A 17891-nucleotide genomic window follows, 5' to 3' on the forward strand; every position below is an offset into this window, starting at 1 on the left:
TGAATGGCAGCTCAATAGGTCTCGACGTGGTAGCGGCCCGCGGCGCGCATCCGGTCGCGTACGCGAATCCAGTCGAGGCCGGCGGTGCCGCAGACTTCGGCCAGGGCTTGCTCGACGCCTTGCTCCATTCCCTTCAGACCGCAGATGTATAGATGCGTCAGATCGTCGCGCAATAGAGCCGACACCAGCGCCGCCGATGCGCGGATGCGTTGCTGGACACGGATCTTCGGGCGATCTTCCAGACGCGAGTAACTGAAATCGCGTTGCACGGTGGTGACGGGCAGCTCCTCCAGGTAGTCGACGTAAGGCATCGACTGCGGCGTCTGCGCCCCGTAGAACAGCACGAGCTTTCCTGTTGACGACTCCGGTGCCAACTGGCGGCGCCGTTCGACGAAGCCGCGGAAGGGCGCGACGCCGGTGCCGGTGCACACCATGACGATGTTGGCGGCCGGGTCATTGGGCATCAGGAAGGTGGCGCCAAACGGGCCGGTGACGTCGACGCTGGCGCCTGCCGACAGGTCACACAAATGGTTCGAGCACAAGCCACCTTGTACGCGCTTGACCGTCAGGGCCACTGTGTTCGGCTCGCCTGCTTCGCCATTGCGAGGGCTCGCGATGGAGTACTGCCGCACCGCATGGCGCTTGCCCTGGCTGTCGGCTCCCGGCATGACGATGCCGAGGCTCTGGCCTTCGAGCACCGGGAACATGCCATCGGCAAACCGCAGCACGATGTGGCGGACGTCGGTGTCGGATTCGGGCGCGGTCAGCCTGACGTTGGCCACGATCGTTGCCGTGGCCGGCTGGTTGCGCTTGAACGCATTGACCACCGGCCGGCTGGCGGAGGACGGCGCGGCGGGCTTGACCGCAAACGCATCCGTCAACTCGCTTTCGGCCAGCGCGGGAAGCTCTTCCGCCGGCTCGATCGTCGGGGGGACGAGGTGCGCTGCATCCTTCAAGTCGATCGCGATCCCGGCCTGCTGCGCAGGCAACTGCGACCAGCTGAACTGTTCGTCGACGCTGTACGTCGAGCTGACGTCGCGCCAATTGGCGATGGCTCCCGTCGGGCAAGGATCAAGGCACTTGCCGCAGCCTGTGCAGGCGTCGAAAAGCACGGCGTAGTTGTCGTCGTTGTGGACGATGCCGCCGTGCGGACAACTCTCCTCGCAGGTGTTGCACCGGATGCAGACCTCGGGGTCGATCAGATGCTGCCGCATGAAAGCGACCCTGGATGAGACAGGCAGCGCTGCGAAGGCAGTGGCGGTCATTGGTCCACTCCGATGTGAACATGCTCGGGGCCGCGGGTCTGCCCGGTGCTCCATTCGACGCCATCGGGATCGGTCAGGTGGAAATTCGGCATCACGCGCAGCCACTCCTCCAGCGCGATGCGAAGCTCCAGCCGTGCCACGTTGGAGCCCAGGCAGCGATGCGGGCCGGAACTGAACGTCAGGTGCCTGTTGCGCTTGCGATCGAGCTTGACGACGTCCGGGTCTTCGAAGACTTCCGGGTCGCGATTTGCTGCGGCCAATGGCAGGATCACACGCTCCTGTGCGGCGATGCAGCGTCCGTGCAGTTCGACCTCCTCGCTCGCCAGGCGCGCGATCGACACCGGTGCATAGGCCCGCAGCAGTTCCTCGATGGCGGTGGTGCGCATGATGCCCGGATCGGCCAGCAGCGTGGCGCGGTCCTTGGGGTGCGATGCGAGGTGCCACAGGCTCGCTCCTATTGCGCTCCAGGTCGTGTCGGCGCCGGCCAGCACCAGCAGGAAGAGACTGCCCAGCTTGTGCTTGCGGGACAGCGGCTGGCCGTCGAGCGTGGCGTGTCCGAGGTAGCTGATGATGTCGTCGCCCGGGTTGCGCGTACGTTCCTCCAGCAACTGCTCGAGGTACTGCAACTTTTCCTGGATGACGGCACTGCGCACGGCCTGGTCGAGCGGCCCGAGGCGGATCAGCCGAACCACCCAGTCCACGAACCGGTCGCGCGCGTCGGCAGGCACCTTCAGGATCTTGGTGATCACTGCCAGCGCAAGCGGCATCGCGAAGTCCGAGACTGCGTCGCCGTGGCCACGTTCGGCAATGGCCTGTGCAAGCCGCTGTGCTTCCTCGTGAACGAAGGGCTCAAGTTGGGCGACGCGGTCGGGCGTGAAGTAGGGCGCCAGCAGGTCGCGGTGCGCCTTGTGATCTTCCGGATTCGACGTGAGGGGGGGCATGAACAGTTCGCGCCCCATGGCGGGAACGGGGCCGGCAACCTCGACGGCACGCGAAGAATAGTGCGCCGGGTCCTGGGTGATGTCGCGGATGTCGTTGTACTTCGTGACCATCCACGACCCGCCGCCGAGCTGGCTGTGCGCGACCGGGCAGCCGCCACGCCGCATCGCTTCCCATACCGTGTGCGGATCCTTCGCGAAGTCCGCTCCGTAGATGTCGTAGCCATCGTGAACATGCGTTGCCTGGTCAGTCATGTCGGTTGCCTTTCAGTTGCAGGTACTGTGGTGAAATTTATACTACACACTATATCGTAAACAGTAGTTGAACGTAGTATGAAATCAGGCGGTGAGAAAGTCAACATGCAGAGGCTGGCCTGAAAGGCAACTCGAAAACTAGGCTATTGACGTCGAATCCAAAAGATGTTCATACTACATATTGAGAAAACCAAGTTTGATGTATGTAGCATTAACCCGAAACCCGAAAGAGGAGACCCACGATGAGATCGAGCATCAGCACCGCTGCGGGGCAGCGCCCGGCGCCGCGGTTCGCGGTCCTTGCCAGCGCCTTGAAGGAGGCTGCAGCATGAATGCCGTCAGAGAATCCATCCCTTCCTATTGGCCTGCTGACCCTTCCCAAGCCGTGCTCGATGTGACACTGGGCGACTTGTTGCGACAAGTTGCTTCGGAAGTCCCCGACCGCATCGCTCTGGTTGAGGGCGGAACCATGGCGTCGGAGCGGCGGCGCTGGACTTATCGCGAACTGCTCGAGGGCGCCGAGTGTGCGGCGCGCGCCTTGCTCGGTCGCTTCGCGCCGGGCGAGCGCGTTGCAGTCTGGGCGCCGAACTGCGCCGAGTGGATCTTCCTGCAGCATGGTGCGAGCCTTGCCGGCATCGTGCTGGTGACTGTCAATCCGGCGTTCCTGTCCAAGGAACTGGAGCACGTGCTCAGGACCTCCGGCGCCAGCGGCATATTCCACGTCGACACCTACAGGAAAAACGACATGAAGGCGGGCGTCGAGGCGGTGCGGCCGCGCCTCCCCGGGCTTCGTCATGCCATCTCGTTCTCGTCGTGGGATCGCTTTCTCGCGGAGGCCCGGCCCGACGTGCTGCTGCCGCGTGTCAGCCCTGGCGACACGGTGCAGATCCAATACACCTCGGGCACCACCGGCTTTCCGAAGGGTGCCTGCCTGCACCACCGCGGCATCGTGAACGCATCGCGGTACGTGGCGTTGCGGGCGGAGTTTCCGGTTGGCGGCGTCTGGGTCAACGCCATGCCGCTGTTCCATGTCGGCGGTTGCGCCGTGACCGAGATCGGTGCCCTCGCGCAACGCGGCACCTTCGTGCTCCTGCCCGCATTCGATGCCGGCGAGATGCTCGAGATCCTCGAGAGCGAGCGCGGCAACATCGCGTTGCTGGTACCCACCATGATCCTTGCGATGCTCGAGCATCCGGATTGCAAGGGCAGGGACCTGTCGAGCCTGCAAACGGTGCTGTCCGGTGCCGCCGTCGTTCCCGCGGCGCTGGTGCGCAGGACGATGGAAGCCTTTGGCTGCGCGTTCTCCATCCTGTTCGGCCAGACGGAAGGCAACGGCGTCTTCACGCAGACACGACTCACGGACTCCCCCGTGCAGCAAGCCGAGACGGTCGGCACGCCCTTGCCCTGCCTGGAGATGAAGATCGGCGATCCGCTGTCCGGCGAGATCCTGCCTGCAGGGGTCCCTGGCGAGATCTGCGTGAGGGGCTACCAGGCGATGACCGGCTACTGGGACATGCCAGAGGCCACGGCCCTTGCCCTGCGCGACGAGGGATGGCTGCACACCGGCGACATGGGCATGATGGACGGGCAAGGCTACCTGCGGGTCACCGGCCGCTTGAAGGACATGATCATCCGCGGCGGCGAGAACATCTATCCGCGCGAGATCGAGGATGTGCTGGTGGGTCATCCGGCGGTGGGGGATGCCACCGTGGTCGGTGTGCCGGACGAAAGATGGGGCGAAGTGGTGGTGGCGATCATCCGGCCAGCGTCGCCGCAGTCGCCGCCGGCCGAAGACGAGTTGCGAGGCTGGTGCCGCGGAAAGCTCGCCGCCTACAAGACACCGGTCGTCTGGCATTTCGTCGAAGCCTTCCCGCTCACGGCGTCCGGAAAGATCCGCAAGCACGTTCTGCGGGAGCAACTCCGAAGCGGAGAACTGGTGACGCTTCCCGTCCCGGTCGAAGCCAAGACTTGAAAGATCTTGCCGGCCTGCGCCAATTGTTGCGCGCGTCCGGAAGACATTGGCTGGTCTTCCTACAATCCGCTGCGCCACAGGTTCAGACGCAAAGGACGGTATGCCGCCAGCAGGGAAAGCAAGACAGAAAACACCTCGACAATCCGACGCCTCATCGGCGGCGGCGCCTTCGGATCGCCTCAACCCGGGCAGCGCCCGATCGCTGTTGCTGACCTTGCTCGGCGAGTTCGTGCTGCCGCGCGGGCGGCCGGTCTGGACATCGACCCTGGTGCATGTGCTGGTCGGCGCCGGTATCGTCGAGAAGTCTGCGCGGCAGGCGATCGCCAGGGCTTCTGCCACGGGATGGATCGATGCGCATCCGGTGGGTCGCCAGACCTGCTGGACGCTGACCGAGCGGGGGCGGCGCGTCATCGACGAAGGTGCACAACGCGTGTTGTCGATGGGCCAGCGCAACACACCTTGGGACGGTCGTTGGCTCGTGCTCGTGATGGCGTCACCGGAGGGCGATAGGGCGCTCAAGCTCAAGGTGTCGCGGGCGCTGCACTGGATCGGCTTCGGCAACCCGATCGCCGGCCTGTGGGTAAATCCCCATTCGGACCGCGAGGAAGAGGCCAGGCGCGTTCTGCAGCAGCTGGCGGTCTCGGCAACTACCTTTGCTTTCGTGGGGCCGTCGTCACAGATGGGGATGACCGACCGGCAGGTGGTGGACCAATCCTGGGATCTGGACACCGTGTCTGTTCACTATGACCAGTTGCTCAATCGATTCGGCAGGCTGCGTCCAGGATCGGGGGATCCGATGCTGTTCACGCATGTTCAACTCGTCAACGAGTGGCAACGTGTCCCCTTTGTCGACCCCGGCCTTCCCCTGGTCCTCTTGCCGCCTCGGTGGGGCGGCAAGGAAGCGGTCACGCGTCTTGAAGGCTTGCGGCAGCAGTGGAGCGAGGAAGCGCATCGGCGCTGGGATGAGATCGCCGGGGTCGTGCCGACGGTTTAGCGAGACAAGCGGAAGGGGAGCGACGGCGTTCCCGCGACCGCGTACGGCCTCAGCGCTTGAGCAACTCACCGAACCCGGCGCCGGCTCCGACGCGCCTCGGCTCCATGCGCACCACCGCCACGCGCGACGGAGACGACTACCTGCCGTCCGCCTCGCCGCGCAGCAGGTCGCCGGTGTGCAGCCACCCGCCGCGGGCCACCTCGGCATTGGCGGTGTCGTCATCGAGGTAGACCGACAACAAGCTCGGGCCGCGCACCACGCATTCGCCGGGCTGGCCGACCGGCATCTCGTTCATGTCGTCGTCGACGATGCGCACTTCCATGAGCGGGGATGGCAGCTTGCGAAGCGTCGGCATCTCTTAACGTCCCCGAAGGAGTGCGCGCGGCATCGTGAGCGGTCTTGCACGCGGGGACAGGCGCCTCCTAGTGGAGAATGGGGCGCGCGCAATCCACCGGATCTCGCGCCTGTTCCCCGACTCCTATGGTGCGCTGATGCGGCGCAAGCTTGGGGTGTATGTAGCCGGCGAGTGTGAGATCGGAGTGCGTTTCCCGGAAGACCGGCGCCGGACATCCGACACTACCGAAATCGCATATGTGATTCCTTGAGGTGCGTCCCGGTGGAACACTGGGATTTCCACTTCCACCGGATGCATTTCCATGGTCTTTTCAAACACGACACCGAGACCGCTTGCGGTCCTGCTCATCGCCGTTGTGGCATTGGCCGCGAAGGCGGAGCCCTTCCCTCCGCAACACTGGGCGAGCAAGGTTGGAATGGTTCAACTGCAGCCCAACGGGAAGGCTGACACGACGTCCAATGTGCTGGACAGGATGCTGGTCCAGGAGGCTTTCTATCGTTGGGGGATCGCCTGGGATGAGGCCAGGCTCGACGTCGTGCGCTCGCTGTTCACGAAAGAGGGCGAGCTTGTGATCACCCTCGGCAGCGACAAGCAGATCTCCCGCCACGTGGGCCCTGAAGCCATTGCTGGCTACGTCGAAGGCGCATCGAAGGTCCAGGCCTGCAGGCGGTCCGAGAGGCCCATCGCCGGCGCAAGTGGCTTGCCGAGCCGCCCAATGGCTGGATCAGGGGCTGGTGTTCACCATGGCCAAAGGGGCAAGGCTTTTACTTAGCATGGCGCCATGAGCAAAGCATTCACCAAAGAGTCGGACGCCGACGACGACGACGATGGCGCGGACGGCGGGTTGCCGCCGCTGCCGCCAGGCGGCAAGAACTACATCACGCCGCAAGGCTATGCACGGCTGCGTGACGAGTTGCTCAGCCTCATGGACGAGGAGCGGCCGAAGGTGGTCGAGGCGGTGCATTGGGCGGCAAAGAACGGCGATCGGTCCGAGAACGGCGACTACCTCTATGGCAAGAAGCGGCTGCGTGAAATCGATCGCCGCATCCGCTTCCTGACCAAGCGGCTCGAAGTGGCCGAGGTGACGGACCCGTCCGTGCATCACGGCAGCGACCAGGTCTTCTTCGGAGCGACAGTGGAATACGCCGATCCCGCGGGCGAGGAGCGCAGCGTCACCATCCTCGGCATCGATGAAGCCCAGAGCCAGCAAGCGCAGGTGAGCTGGATTTCGCCGATTGCCCGGGCGCTGCTGAAGGCGCGCGAGGGCGATGTGGTGAAGCTCGTCACGCCGCGTGGCGCGCAGGAGATCGAAGTGCTGTCGGTGCGCTACCCGGCGCCCGGTGCGCTCGGGTCGGCCGAATAGGGCGCGGGCACCACGCGGTTCGCGACCAGCACCGACGGCGTCCGCTTCACGGCGCGCAGCACCAGGTCGAGATGCGCGCGGTCGCGCACCGCGATCACGAAGCGCAGGTCGGTCGAATCCTGCGGCGTTTCATCGGCCATCTCGACATGCGTGATGTCGGCCTCGGCCTCCGCCAGCGTGGCTGCCACGCGGGCCAGCACGCCCTTGTCGTTGCGCACCGTCACGACCACGCCGGTCTCGAAGGTGCGGACCGGTTCCTCGGCCCACTCGACTGCGAAGAAGCGTTCGCTGTCGCGGTGCCGCAGGCGCTGGCCGACGCCGCATTCGTCGGTATGAACGACGAGCCCTTCGCCGTGGCCCAGGTAGCCGACGATGCGATCGCCTGGAATGGGCCGGCAACACAGCGCGAAGCGAACCGACGAGTTTTCGCTGCCGTCGAGCGTGACACCGCCTTGCGAGACGGTCTCGTGCGCAGTGAAGCGCTCGCGCGTGAGCAGCAGGGCATCGGGCTTCTCGCCGCGCTCGGACAGCAGGAACATGAGGCGCTTGGCCACGATGCTCGCAATGCGTCGGCCCAGGCCGATATCGGTCATCAGTTCGGAACGCGAGCGGTTGGCCGTGAAGCGCAGCAGCTTTTCCCAGATGACCTGGTATTCGCCGTCTTCCGGCGGCACCTTGTTGCGGCCCTCGGCGCGCAGCGCCTGGGCCAGCAGCTTCTCGCCGAGACCTTCCGACTCGGCATGGGCCAGGGTCTTGAGGTAGTGGCGGATCTTCGATCGTGCGCGGCCGGTGCGAACAAATCCCAGCCAGGCCGGATTGGGCGTCGAGACGGGCGCGGTGATGACTTCCACCACGTCGCCGTTCTTGAGCTCGGTGCGCAGCGGCACCTGGTCGCCATTGATGCGCGCCGCCGAGGTGTGGTCGCCGATGTTGCTGTGGATGGCATAGGCAAAGTCGATGACAGTGGCGCCGCGCGGCAAGGCGAGGATCTGGCTCTTGGGCGTGAAGACGTACACCGCATCGGGGAACAGGTCGACCTTGACGTGGTCCCAGAATTCCGCGGCATCGCGCGTCTCGTCCTGGATGTCGAGCAAGGACTGCAGCCACTTCGCGCCGAGCCGCTCGCGCGACGGCGACGCGTTGTCGGTCGCCTTGTAGAGCCAATGCGCCGCCACGCCGGATTCGGCGACCACATGCATGGCCTCCGTGCGCAACTGGAACTCGACGTTGACGCCCGACGGACCGACCAGCGTGGTATGCAATGACTGGTAGCCGTTGAGCTTGGCAATCGCGATGTGGTCCTTGAACTTGCCCGGCAGGGGCTTGTACATCTGGTGCAGGATGCCCAGCCCCGTGTAGCAGGCGATGACGTTCGGCACGATCAGGCGGAAGCCGTAGATGTCGGTGACCTGCGCAAAGCTCAGGTGCTTCTCGTCCATCTTTCGGTAGATCGAGTAGAGCGTTTTCTCGCGGCCCGCAATACGCACGCTGATACCGGCGGCTGCGAAGGCGGTTTCAAGTTCGCGCTGGACCTTCTGGATCAGATCGCGCCGGCGGCTGCGGGCCTTGGTCACGGCCTTCGACAGGATGGCGTAGCGCCAGGGCTTCAGGTGCCTGAAGGAAAGTTCCTGGAGTTCGCGATAGGTCTGGTTCAGGCCCAGTCGATGCGCGATAGGCGCATAGATCTCCAGCGTCTCGCCCGCAATGCGCGGCCACTTCTCGCGCGGTGCATCGTCGAGCGTGCGCATGTTGTGGGTGCGGTCGGCCAGCTTGACGAGGATCACCCGCACATCGCGCGCCATCGCCAGCAGCATCTTGCGGAAGGACTCGGCCTGGTTCTCCTCGCGGGTGTTGAACTGCAGTTTGTCCAGCTTGGTGAGGCCATCGACCAGTTCGGCGACGGGTGCACCGAAGCGCTCGATCAGTTCGGGCTTGGTGACGCCGCAGTCCTCGATGGCGTCATGCAGCAGCGCCGCCATGAGGGCTTGCGCATCCAGCTTCCACTCGGCGCATTGGGCCGCGACCGCGATCGGATGGGTGATGTAGGGCTCGCCGCTGTTGCGCAGTTGGCCGAGATGGGCCTCGTCGGCAAAGCGGTAGGCGCGGCGGACCAGTTCGGTGTCTTCGGCGCTGAGATAGTCGAGCCGGGCGGTCAGGGCCGCGAAGCTGGCCGCAGCGGCGTTGAGGGCGGCAGGGCTGGGCCGAGCAGCACCCCGCGGGGCGTTGGGCTCGGGTTTGGCGACTGCGCTCATAGCCCCCGACTTTAGCGTGCCATTCGAGGGCAGGTGATTGCCCACAAAAAAGGCACCGCAAGCGGTGCCTCTATGGGAAAGCGGGGGCGAATGATCAGCCCGGCACCTTCTTGAGCATTTCGAGGCCGATCTTGCCTTCGGCTATTTCGCGCAACGCGGTGACGCCGGGCTTGTTCTTGCTCTCGATCTTGGGCGCATGGCCCTGGCTCAGCATGCGGGCGCGGTACGTTGCGGCCAGCACGAGCTGGAAGCGGTTCGGGATCTGAAGCAGGCAGTCTTCGACGGTGATGCGGGCCATGATGAACTTTCGGTAGACGGTGTCAGGGGATGTTCAGAGCGGCGAAGGTGTCGGCCCGCGCGCGGCGCTGGGCGGAATAACGCAGCCGCTGGGCGTGAACAATGGCTTTCAGGTCGAAAAGCGCACGCTCGAATAACTCGTTGATTATAACGAAATCGAATTCCCCCGCCCGGGCCATCTCGGTGGCCGCATTGCGGAGGCGCAGTTCGATGACGTCGGCGCGGTCTTCGCCGCGACGCTCGAGCCGCGAGCGCAGTTCTTCCCAGCTCGGCGGCAGGATGAAGATGAGCACGGCGTTGGCGAAGGTCTTGCGGATCTGGATCGCGCCCTGGAAGTCGATTTCGAGCACCACGTCCGCGCCTTGCGCCACGCGCTCCTCGATGGCCCTTTTCGACGTGCCATAGCGGCATCCGTGCACGTGCGCCCATTCGATAAACCCGTCGCCGGCGACCATCGCGTCGAATTCGCCATCGGAGGTGAAGAAGTATTCGCGGCCATGCTTTTCCTGCCCGCGCGGGGGACGGGTGGTGTGCGACACCGAGGGTTGCACGGCCGAATCCAGCTCCATCAGCGCTTTCACGAGGCTGGACTTGCCGGCGCCGCTGGGCGCAGCCACCACAAAGATATTTCCGGGGTAATCCATCGGGCAGGGTCTTCTTATTCGATGTTCTGCACTTGCTCGCGCATCTGCTCGATCAGCACCTTCATGTCGACGCCGATGCGCGTGAGTTCGAGTGCGGCGGACTTGGAGCCCAGCGTGTTGGCTTCGCGGTGCAGTTCCTGAATGAGGAAGTCGAGGCGCTTGCCGATCTCGCCGCCCTTGGCGATCAGTCGCTCGATTTCGTCCAGGTGGGAGCTGAGGCGGGTGAGCTCCTCGGCCACGTCGATGCGGATGGCGAAGGCTGTTGCTTCGGTCAGTGCGCGGTCTTGCGCCGCTTCGGGCAGGGTGCCGCCGACCAGGCCCATAGCATCCTGCCAGCGTTCCAGGAAGCGGTTGCGTTGCTGCTCGACCAGTTGAGGCACCAGCGGGCCGGCCTGCGTGGCCAGCTTGCGCAACTCGCCGAGGTGCTCGCTGAGCATGGTGGCGAGGCGGGCGCCTTCGCGGGCGCGGGCTTCCATCATGGCGGCGAGTGCCCTGCCGCTGACATCCAGCAGGTCCGGGCCCCAGTCGCCGCGCTGGCTGCCGTCGCCGCCGGCCAGCCGCAGCACGTCGGCCACGCTCAGTTCGCGTGCGCTTGGGAGCCACGCCTTGATGCTGTCCTGTACGCCGTTGAGCCGCTGCAGCAGCTTGGTGGAAGGCTCCACCACGCCCGATGCGGCACTGTTCTCGAAGTTGGCCCGCAACTCGACCTTGCCGCGCTTGAGGCTGCGGGTGAGCAGTTCGCGCAGGGCGGGTTCGTGCTGCCGAAGCTCTTCCGGCAACTTGAAAGTCAGGTCGAGGAATCGGCTGTTGACCGAGCGAATTTCGACGCCAAGACGGCCCGTGGCCGCAGGGCGCGAGTCCGCGTCAGCGTGGCCTCCACCGGGGGTGTTCTGGCCACTCGCGTAGCCGGTCATGCTGTAAACTGGCATTGCGCCTCACTGTGAATTTGTTTGTTCGCACCGAGGCATCGGCAGTGCGTTCGCTTGCCGCACACTCGCCTTCGGGTGAAACTCCCGGATTATGTCAAAGGTCAAACCTTCGCCCCTGCTGCCCGACACGGTGATCGGCGGATACCGCGTGATCCGCCGGATTTCCGCGGGTGGATTCGGCGTCGTCTATCTGGCGGTCGACCCCTCCGGCCAGCAGGTCGCCATCAAGGAATACCTGCCGTCTTCATTGGCCACGCGCGGCGTCGGCGAACTGGCGCCGCAGGTCGCGCCGGAGAAGCTTTCGCTGTATCGGCTGGGCCTCAAGAGCTTCTTCGAAGAGGGGCGTTCGCTGGCGCAGATCTCGCACGCATCGGTGGTGAGCGTGCTCAATTTCTTCCGCGAGAACGAGACCGTCTACATGGTGATGAACAATCTGGAAGGCGCCACGCTCCAGGATTTCATCGTCACCGCGCGCGACCTGAAGAAGCAGAAAGTATTCAGGGAGTCGACCATCCGCTCCCTGTTCGACGAGATCCTGCGCGGCCTGCGCATCGTGCACCAGCACAAGATGCTGCACCTGGATATCAAGCCGGCCAACATCTTCGTGACCGACGACGACCGCGCCGTGATGATCGACTTCGGCGCGGCGCGCGAGGTGCTGTCCAAGGAGGGCAACTTCATCCGGCCGATGTACACGCCCGGCTTTGCGGCACCCGAGATGTACCGTCGCGATTCGTCGATGGGGCCTTGGACCGACATCTATGCCATCGGCGCCTGCATCTATGCCTGCATGCAGGGCTATCCGCCCAACGACGCGCCGCAGCGCATCGAGAAGGACCGGCTGAGTCTCTCGCTGTCGCGCCTGCGCGGCATCTATTCGGACAACCTGATCGAGGTAGTCGAGTGGTGCATGTCGCTCGATCCGCTGTCGCGTCCGCAGTCTGTGTTCGCGCTGCAGAAGGAATTGAGCCGCGAAGGCGAGCGTCGCTATACCAAGCTCAGCGTCAGCGAGAAGGTGCGCCTGTCGATCGACAACATGCGCTCGCCCGACAAGAAGGGGTTGCCCAAGGCGGCCGCTCCCACAACCAGACCGGCATGAATCTCCACGCTCCATATCTCGTGTGTTCGCTTCCCCCTGAATGGGTTTGTGCGGCCTTCGTGCTGCCGTGCGGGCACTCATGAAATTTTCCGTATTCCAAGTCAGCCGCAAGGGCGGCCGCGTCAAGAACGAAGACCGCATGGGCTACTGCTACACGCGGGAGTCCGGCCTCTTCGTGCTGGCCGACGGCATGGGCGGCCATCCGGAGGGTGAGGTCGCGGCGCAGATGGCGCTGCAGACCATTGCCGCGCTCTATCAGCGCGAAGCCCGCCCGGTGGTGAAGGACGTACGCGCCTTCCTCACGTCGTCGGCGTTGTCGGCGCATCAGCAGATCATGCGCTATGCGGGCAACAAGGCGATGCTCGACACGCCCCGCACCACGCTCGTGGCGGCCGTGCTGCAAGGCACGACGGCGACTTGGGTTCACTGCGGCGATTCGCGTCTGTACGTGGTGCGCGGCGGGCAACTGCTGATGCGTACCCGCGACCATTCGCATGCCGAGCGGCCGCGGCTCGACGGGGGCAACGAGCCCGTCAATCGCAACCTGCTGCTGACCTGCCTCGGCTCGCCGTCCACGCCCACGCTGGATGTCTCGGCTCCGCTGACCCTGCAGCAGGGCGACCGCATCATGCTGTGCTCGGATGGCGTCTGGGGTGTGCTGGATGACGAGCAAATCGTGCGGACGCTGTCGAACAGGCCTGTGTCTGACGCTGCGCCGGAGTTGGCTGAAGCGGCGCTCCGCAACGGCGGCACCCACAGCGACAACGTGACGCTGATCGCGCTCGAATGGGAAACGCCCGACGTGGCCGGCAACGAGCGCGGCGTGTCGACCGATGCGATCAGCGAAGGCGTGTTCGCCTCGACGATCCAGGCCGGCATGCCGTCGGATGGCGAGGCTGACGATCTGGATGAAGACGCGATCGAACGGTCGATTGCCGAAATCAACGAAGCTATCCGTCGCTCCGCAGCCCGTAAGAGCTGAGGCCGGGGATCTTTCTACTGCGGTCGCCGATCTCGGGGCGGCGATGTCCCTCGCCGCCTTCGCTGCGAAAATCTCCTTGCCCTCAGGGCGCGCTATGGTGTCCGCGCTTTTCTCATCACTGCCAATTCAACCCATGACTACATACACACGAAGCGGCGGCCGCGCGGCTGACCAACTGCGACCGGTCCGCATCACGCGCGGTTTCACCATTCATGCCGAGGGCTCGGTGCTGATCGAGTTCGGCGATACGCGCGTGCTCTGCACGGCTTCGGTGGAGGAGAAGGTGCCGCCGCACAAGCGCGGCAGCGGCGAGGGCTGGGTCACGGCCGAGTACGGCATGCTGCCGCGCGCCACCCACACCCGCAGCGACCGCGAGGCGGCACGTGGCAAGCAGAGTGGGCGCACGCAGGAGATCCAGCGGCTGATCGGCCGCTCCATGCGCGCCGTGTTCGATCTGAAGGCCTTGGGCGAGCGCACCATCCACCTCGACTGCGACGTGCTGCAGGCTGACGGCGGCACGCGCACGGCGGCCATCACGGGCGCATTCGTCGCGGCGCAGGATGCCGTGAACAAGCTGCTGGCCGCGGGGACCCTCCCGGCATCGCCGATCCTCGGCCCGGTGGCTGCGATCTCGGTGGGCATCGTCCGAGGCACGCCGTTGCTGGACCTCGAGTACACAGAGGACTCTGCCTGCGATACCGACATGAACGTCGTCATGACCGGTGCCGGCCACTTCGTCGAAGTGCAAGGCACGGCCGAGGGCGCTGCCTTCACCCGCGCCGAGATGGACCTGTTGCTGGGCTTGGCCGACAAGGGCATCCAGGAACTGGTCGTGCTGCAACAGCAGGCGCTCGCCAAGTAACTTCTGACAGTGCCCGTCATGCGGGCGCGCATCGCTTATGAAACTGGTTCTCGCATCCAACAACGCCGGCAAGCTGGCCGAGTTGCAACTGTTGCTCGCATCGCTGGATGTGACCCTCGTGCGCCAGTCGGAACTGGGCGTGGGCGAGGCCGACGAGCCGTTTCGCACCTTCGTGGAGAACGCGCTGGCCAAGGCGCGGCATGCGGCCGCCGCCACCGGCCTGCCGGCCATTGCCGATGACGCGGGGCTTTGCGTCGAGGCCTTCGGCGGCCTGCCCGGCGTGGACACGGCCTACTATGCGACCCGGTTCGGCTATGAAAAGGGCGACGCGAGCAACGTGCGTGCACTCCTCGAACAGATGGCCGGCATCGAGGACCGCCGCGCTGCGCTGGTCAGCACGCTGGTGGCGCTGCGCAGTGCCGAAGACCCGGAACCGCTGATCGCGGTCGGGCGTGCGGCCGGGCGGATCACGCGCGAGCCGGTGGGCGAGAACGGCTTCGGCTTCGATCCTGTGATGTTCCTGCCGGCGTTCGGCAAAACCTTCGCCCAACTCCCGCCCGAGGTGAAGAACGCGAACAGTCACCGGGGGCAGGCCGCGCGCGCGATGCTGGCGATGATGCGCGAGCGTTGGTTTCCATGAGCACCGCCCGGCCGCCCGAAGGTGCTCGCACCGCAGCGCGCGGCGCGAAGGTTATCCAATGAACACGATCGTCCCCATCGCGCCCGCGGTGCAGGCCGGTGCGCCGAACGCCAACGACGTGCTGCACATGATGCGGCCCGGGCCCTTGCAACTGTCCGCGCTGCCGCCGCTCTCGCTGTACGTCCATCTGCCCTGGTGCCTTCGCAAATGCCCGTACTGCGACTTCAACTCGCATGAATGGTCCGACGGAAAGGCAGGCGCATTGCCTGAGCAGCGCTACCTCGATGCATTGGTGGCCGACCTCGATGCGGCGCTGCCCCTGATCTGGGGCCGCACCATCCACACGGTGTTCATTGGTGGCGGGACGCCCAGCCTGTTCTCGCCCGAGGCGATCGACCGACTGATCAGCGACGTGCGTGCGCGCGTCAAACTGGCGCCCGACTGCGAGATCACGCTCGAGGCCAACCCGGGCACCTTCGAGCGCGACCGCTTCCGGGCCTTTCGAAGCGCGGGCGTGACGCGCCTGTCCGTCGGGGTGCAGAGCTTCAACGACGAGCACCTGAAGGCGCTGGGACGCGTGCACGATCGGGCGCAGGCCATTGCCGCGGTGGAGGAGGCGGCGAGCGCCTTCGACACCTTCAACCTCGACCTGATGTATGCGCTACCAGGGCAATCGCCCGCGCAATTGGAGACGGACCTGGCGCAGGCGCTGGCCTTGGCCCCGCCGCATCTGTCGATCTACCACCTCACCATCGAACCCAACACCTACTTCGCCAAGTTTCCGCCCAAGGTGCCGGAAGACGATGACGCCTATGCCATGCTCGACCGCATCACCGAGCGCACGGCGACAGCCGGACTGGCCCGCTATGAAATATCGGCGTTTGCCCGCGAGGGCCATCAGTGCCACCACAACCTGAACTACTGGCAGTTTGGCGACTACCTTGGCATTGGCGCCGGCGCGCACAGCAAGCTGAGTTTTGCGCACCGGATCGTGCGGCAGGTGCGTTTCCGGGAGCCCCAGAAATACATGGACCAGGCGTTGGCCGGGGTAGCGGTATCACACAGCGATGACGTGGCGCTGGCCGAGTTGCCCTTCGAATACATGCTCAATGTCTTGCGACTGAAGGAAGGGTTCACTCTGTCGCAATATGGCGAACGGACTGGCCTTTCGATCACCGCAATTCAACGCGGACTGGCCCAAGCGGAGCAAAATGGGTTACTTTCTCGCGATCTTCGACACGTTTGGCCTACTGCAAGGGGACTCGATTTCCTGAGCGACCTCCAGACATTGTTCCTACCAGATTCATGACCATCACACTGCTCGACCCCGTGACCGAACTTTCGCCCTCCGCGGAAGCCGTTGAACCGAAGCGCCGCGCGCGCGGGCGTCCCAGCGTGGTGCAGGCCGCCGAATTGCGGGAGGCCTTCCTGGATGCCGCGACGCAATCGTTTCTGGAAAAGGGCTATGCCGGCACCAGCATCGAGGCTGTTGCGCGTGACGCCGGCGTTGCCAAGATCACGATCTATCGCCAGTTCGAAAACAAGCAGGCGCTGTTCCACGAAGTGATCCATCGGGCGGTCGAGAAGGCGCGTACCGACATGCATGCGGCGCTGAAGGGCGAACAGACCAACACCGAGGAGCGCCTGCTCGAGTTGATCGAAGGCATGTACCTGGGGGCCACCGAGCCGCGCACGCTGGGGCTGCTGCGCCTGGTGATTGCCGAGGCCACGCGCTTCCCTGAACTCGCAAAGCTCGTCTATACGGAGAACAGCTGGGTGCTCGGCCCGGTCGTCGCCTACCTGGAAGAGGCGCACCGCAACGGCCAATTGCATGTGCCCAATCCTGAACTCACCGCTGTGCAGCTTTCGAACCTGGCCTTCGGCGGAGTTCGCTTCTTCATCTCCAGGCCGCTTGGCGGGCCGGTGGAGCGCCGCGAATGGGCGCAGGGCGTGCTGGACCTGGTGCTCGGCGGCCTGGCGCCGCGGAAGGCGTCGCAAGAGCCCGAAGCCAGCCATGCGCAGCGCTCTGAAGGCAGCACCGTCTAGAATCCCTCCCGCCTCTTGCCTGCCGCCCCAGGGCGAGCGGTGCATGTCTTCATTGGAGAGTTGGGTGAGCGGTTTAAACCAGCAGTCTTGAAAACTGCCGACGTGAAAGCGTCCGTGAGTTCTTATCTCAACCAAGCTTTTGTGCAACCAATTCCAGCGCCCTGTCGCAGGGAGAAGGCGGTTGGCAGTTGGTGCGTCTAATCGGCCCCGATCGTCTCCTAGGCGCCGATCTCTATCGTGAATTTATCTAAGGAAGAGGGAGGGGGAGCCGTGGTGTGGGCAACTCGTAAGAGTTGTCCACGCCTTTAAGGCGGGGAGGGAGGCTTCCCTCCCCTGACTTCGCGTTTTTGGGGCCTGCAATGGTCATAGTGGCGCGCCTTCTGGCCTTTGGATCAGAGGTCGATCGGCTGCGTCGTCGGCCCAGTGCGTATCGACCTTGGTAGGGGTTTCCCGGGGCAACTTGTCCACTGCGATCTTGCAGAGTCCATTGGAGGACCCAACGATGGGAGGCGAGGCGTGCAGGGCCACATCGAGACCTGGAACTGCTTGCTATCGTTTGTGGTACGCGCTGCGTCTCGCCATTACCTGCGTGGTTGGGCGGTTGCGGAGAGTGCCGAGAGACCTGCCCGCCTCCATTCCAAGGCCTCCAAGATTCGCATGAGGACCGTGAAGCGCGGATTGCGCGCGCCCGCACCGGATGCCACACATGTAGCTTCACGCCAGACTAGATGGGTAAATTCCTCCTGGGTGATGCCCGCCACCCCCGGCGGCCACTTCCGGCTCGTGCCGCACGAGGCGAAATTCCGTGCGCATTCGCTCATCAATTGCCGGGGCCGGGTGCCAAGGGGCCGGCCGTAAAGGCGTGCGCGCCGTCGTGGGCACTGCCCAGGAACACTTGGCCTAGCGTCTGAACTTGCGCCAGAGCGCGGTTTCCAACAATGAGGCTCGGTGGCGAAGTTGCGAATGTTGGCGATATGCCGATATGCCTCCGGCCAAGG

At 64.9% G+C, this 17891-nt stretch carries 17 protein-coding genes; 10 read left to right on the forward strand and 7 right to left on the reverse strand.

Going from position 1 to position 17891, the window contains the following annotated elements:
- Positions 1 to 11: 11 nt before the first annotated feature.
- Both boxA and HCU76_RS19485 read right to left on the reverse strand, forming a co-directional pair.
- Positions 12 to 1265 carry a benzoyl-CoA 2,3-epoxidase subunit BoxA gene (gene boxA / locus HCU76_RS19480; RefSeq protein WP_256354294.1) on the reverse strand — a complete coding sequence of 418 codons (1254 nt, stop codon included), beginning with the start codon at positions 1263 to 1265 and terminating at the stop codon, positions 12 to 14.
- Entirely contained in the window at positions 1262 to 2458 is a 1197-nt protein-coding gene (locus tag HCU76_RS19485) for a cytochrome P450 (protein WP_218510380.1), read from the reverse strand. Before HCU76_RS19485 ends, boxA begins: the two co-directional genes overlap by 4 nt.
- Positions 2459 to 2786: 328 nt before the next feature.
- Between HCU76_RS19485 and HCU76_RS19490 the strand changes: the two genes are divergently transcribed.
- Both HCU76_RS19490 and HCU76_RS19495 read left to right on the forward strand, forming a co-directional pair.
- A complete protein-coding gene (locus tag HCU76_RS19490) occupies positions 2787 to 4430 on the forward strand; it encodes an AMP-binding protein (protein WP_218510381.1) in 1644 nt (547 codons plus the stop codon).
- A 100-nt stretch (positions 4431 to 4530) separates the two neighbouring features.
- Complete coding sequence (locus HCU76_RS19495) at positions 4531 to 5424, forward strand: PaaX family transcriptional regulator C-terminal domain-containing protein (protein WP_256354295.1); 894 nt, start codon at positions 4531 to 4533, stop codon at positions 5422 to 5424.
- 136 nt (positions 5425 to 5560) lie between these two features.
- Here HCU76_RS19495 and HCU76_RS19500 read toward each other — a convergent pair whose 3' ends face one another.
- Positions 5561 to 5779 (reverse strand): AMP-binding protein, encoded by a 219-nt coding sequence (locus HCU76_RS19500; protein ID WP_218510383.1) that lies wholly within the window; start codon positions 5777 to 5779, stop codon positions 5561 to 5563.
- A 301-nt stretch (positions 5780 to 6080) separates the two neighbouring features.
- Between HCU76_RS19500 and HCU76_RS19505 the strand changes: the two genes are divergently transcribed.
- A complete protein-coding gene (locus HCU76_RS19505; protein ID WP_218510384.1) occupies positions 6081 to 6551 on the forward strand; it encodes a nuclear transport factor 2 family protein in 471 nt (156 codons plus the stop codon).
- A 9-nt stretch (positions 6552 to 6560) separates the two neighbouring features.
- Positions 6561 to 7142, forward strand: a complete 582-nt coding sequence (gene greB / locus HCU76_RS19510; protein WP_218510385.1) for a transcription elongation factor GreB — start codon at positions 6561 to 6563, stop codon at positions 7140 to 7142.
- Here the strand turns inward: greB and HCU76_RS19515 are convergent.
- The 4 genes from HCU76_RS19515 to HCU76_RS19530 form a co-directional block, all read right to left on the reverse strand.
- Positions 7106 to 9394, reverse strand: coding sequence for a bifunctional (p)ppGpp synthetase/guanosine-3',5'-bis(diphosphate) 3'-pyrophosphohydrolase (locus HCU76_RS19515; RefSeq protein WP_218510386.1), 2289 nt, complete (start codon positions 9392 to 9394; stop codon positions 7106 to 7108). The two genes, greB and HCU76_RS19515, sit on opposite strands and share 37 nt — an antisense overlap.
- A gap of 94 nt (positions 9395 to 9488) precedes the next feature.
- Positions 9489 to 9692 carry a DNA-directed RNA polymerase subunit omega gene (rpoZ, locus tag HCU76_RS19520; protein ID WP_213955086.1) on the reverse strand — a complete coding sequence of 68 codons (204 nt, stop codon included), beginning with the start codon at positions 9690 to 9692 and terminating at the stop codon, positions 9489 to 9491.
- 22 nt (positions 9693 to 9714) lie between these two features.
- Positions 9715 to 10335 carry a guanylate kinase gene (gene gmk, locus HCU76_RS19525; RefSeq protein ID WP_218510387.1) on the reverse strand — a complete coding sequence of 207 codons (621 nt, stop codon included), beginning with the start codon at positions 10333 to 10335 and terminating at the stop codon, positions 9715 to 9717.
- A 14-nt stretch (positions 10336 to 10349) separates the two neighbouring features.
- Positions 10350 to 11264: a YicC/YloC family endoribonuclease gene (locus tag HCU76_RS19530; protein ID WP_218510388.1), complete on the reverse strand. Its 915-nt coding sequence runs from the start codon at positions 11262 to 11264 to the stop codon at positions 10350 to 10352.
- Positions 11265 to 11355: 91 nt separating this feature from the next.
- Between HCU76_RS19530 and HCU76_RS19535 the strand changes: the two genes are divergently transcribed.
- The 6 genes from HCU76_RS19535 (at position 11356) to HCU76_RS19560 (ending at position 16893) form a co-directional block, all read left to right on the forward strand.
- Complete coding sequence (locus tag HCU76_RS19535; RefSeq protein WP_213955083.1) at positions 11356 to 12363, forward strand: serine/threonine-protein kinase; 1008 nt, start codon at positions 11356 to 11358, stop codon at positions 12361 to 12363.
- 79 nt (positions 12364 to 12442) lie between these two features.
- Positions 12443 to 13345: a PP2C family serine/threonine-protein phosphatase gene (locus HCU76_RS19540; RefSeq protein WP_213955082.1), complete on the forward strand. Its 903-nt coding sequence runs from the start codon at positions 12443 to 12445 to the stop codon at positions 13343 to 13345.
- Positions 13346 to 13478: 133 nt separating this feature from the next.
- Positions 13479 to 14207 carry a ribonuclease PH gene (gene rph / locus HCU76_RS19545; protein ID WP_218510389.1) on the forward strand — a complete coding sequence of 243 codons (729 nt, stop codon included), beginning with the start codon at positions 13479 to 13481 and terminating at the stop codon, positions 14205 to 14207.
- Between the two features lie 37 nt (positions 14208 to 14244).
- On the forward strand, positions 14245 to 14847 hold the full coding sequence (gene rdgB / locus HCU76_RS19550) for an RdgB/HAM1 family non-canonical purine NTP pyrophosphatase (protein WP_218510390.1): 603 nt from the start codon (positions 14245 to 14247) through the stop codon (positions 14845 to 14847).
- Between the two features lie 58 nt (positions 14848 to 14905).
- Positions 14906 to 16156, forward strand: coding sequence for a radical SAM family heme chaperone HemW (gene hemW / locus HCU76_RS19555; RefSeq protein ID WP_218510391.1), 1251 nt, complete (start codon positions 14906 to 14908; stop codon positions 16154 to 16156).
- Positions 16153 to 16893, forward strand: a complete 741-nt coding sequence (locus tag HCU76_RS19560; RefSeq protein ID WP_213955079.1) for a TetR/AcrR family transcriptional regulator — start codon at positions 16153 to 16155, stop codon at positions 16891 to 16893. Before hemW ends, HCU76_RS19560 begins: the two co-directional genes overlap by 4 nt.
- Positions 16894 to 17891 lie beyond the last annotated feature (998 nt).

Source organism: Variovorax sp. dw_308 (genome assembly GCF_019207085.1).
In the GTDB taxonomy this organism is placed as follows: Bacteria; Pseudomonadota; Gammaproteobacteria; order Burkholderiales; family Burkholderiaceae_C; genus Variovorax.

Bases quoted from the DNA above. Each gene is read 5' to 3' on its own strand.
- boxA (WP_256354294.1), bottom strand. From the start codon at position 1,265: ATGACCGCCACTGCCTTCGCAGCGCTGCCTGTCTCATCCAGGGTCGCT.
- HCU76_RS19485 (WP_218510380.1), bottom strand. From the start codon at position 2,458: ATGACTGACCAGGCAACGCATGTTCACGATGGCTACGACATCTACGGA.
- HCU76_RS19490 (WP_218510381.1), top strand. From the start codon at position 2,787: ATGAATGCCGTCAGAGAATCCATCCCTTCCTATTGGCCTGCTGACCCT.
- HCU76_RS19495 (WP_256354295.1), top strand. From the start codon at position 4,531: ATGCCGCCAGCAGGGAAAGCAAGACAGAAAACACCTCGACAATCCGAC.
- HCU76_RS19500 (WP_218510383.1), bottom strand. From the start codon at position 5,779: ATGCCGACGCTTCGCAAGCTGCCATCCCCGCTCATGGAAGTGCGCATC.
- HCU76_RS19505 (WP_218510384.1), top strand. From the start codon at position 6,081: ATGGTCTTTTCAAACACGACACCGAGACCGCTTGCGGTCCTGCTCATC.
- greB (WP_218510385.1), top strand. From the start codon at position 6,561: ATGAGCAAAGCATTCACCAAAGAGTCGGACGCCGACGACGACGACGAT.
- HCU76_RS19515 (WP_218510386.1), bottom strand. From the start codon at position 9,394: ATGAGCGCAGTCGCCAAACCCGAGCCCAACGCCCCGCGGGGTGCTGCT.
- rpoZ (WP_213955086.1), bottom strand. From the start codon at position 9,692: ATGGCCCGCATCACCGTCGAAGACTGCCTGCTTCAGATCCCGAACCGC.
- gmk (WP_218510387.1), bottom strand. From the start codon at position 10,335: ATGGATTACCCCGGAAATATCTTTGTGGTGGCTGCGCCCAGCGGCGCC.
- HCU76_RS19530 (WP_218510388.1), bottom strand. From the start codon at position 11,264: ATGCCAGTTTACAGCATGACCGGCTACGCGAGTGGCCAGAACACCCCC.
- HCU76_RS19535 (WP_213955083.1), top strand. From the start codon at position 11,356: ATGTCAAAGGTCAAACCTTCGCCCCTGCTGCCCGACACGGTGATCGGC.
- HCU76_RS19540 (WP_213955082.1), top strand. From the start codon at position 12,443: ATGAAATTTTCCGTATTCCAAGTCAGCCGCAAGGGCGGCCGCGTCAAG.
- rph (WP_218510389.1), top strand. From the start codon at position 13,479: ATGACTACATACACACGAAGCGGCGGCCGCGCGGCTGACCAACTGCGA.
- rdgB (WP_218510390.1), top strand. From the start codon at position 14,245: ATGAAACTGGTTCTCGCATCCAACAACGCCGGCAAGCTGGCCGAGTTG.
- hemW (WP_218510391.1), top strand. From the start codon at position 14,906: ATGAACACGATCGTCCCCATCGCGCCCGCGGTGCAGGCCGGTGCGCCG.
- HCU76_RS19560 (WP_213955079.1), top strand. From the start codon at position 16,153: ATGACCATCACACTGCTCGACCCCGTGACCGAACTTTCGCCCTCCGCG.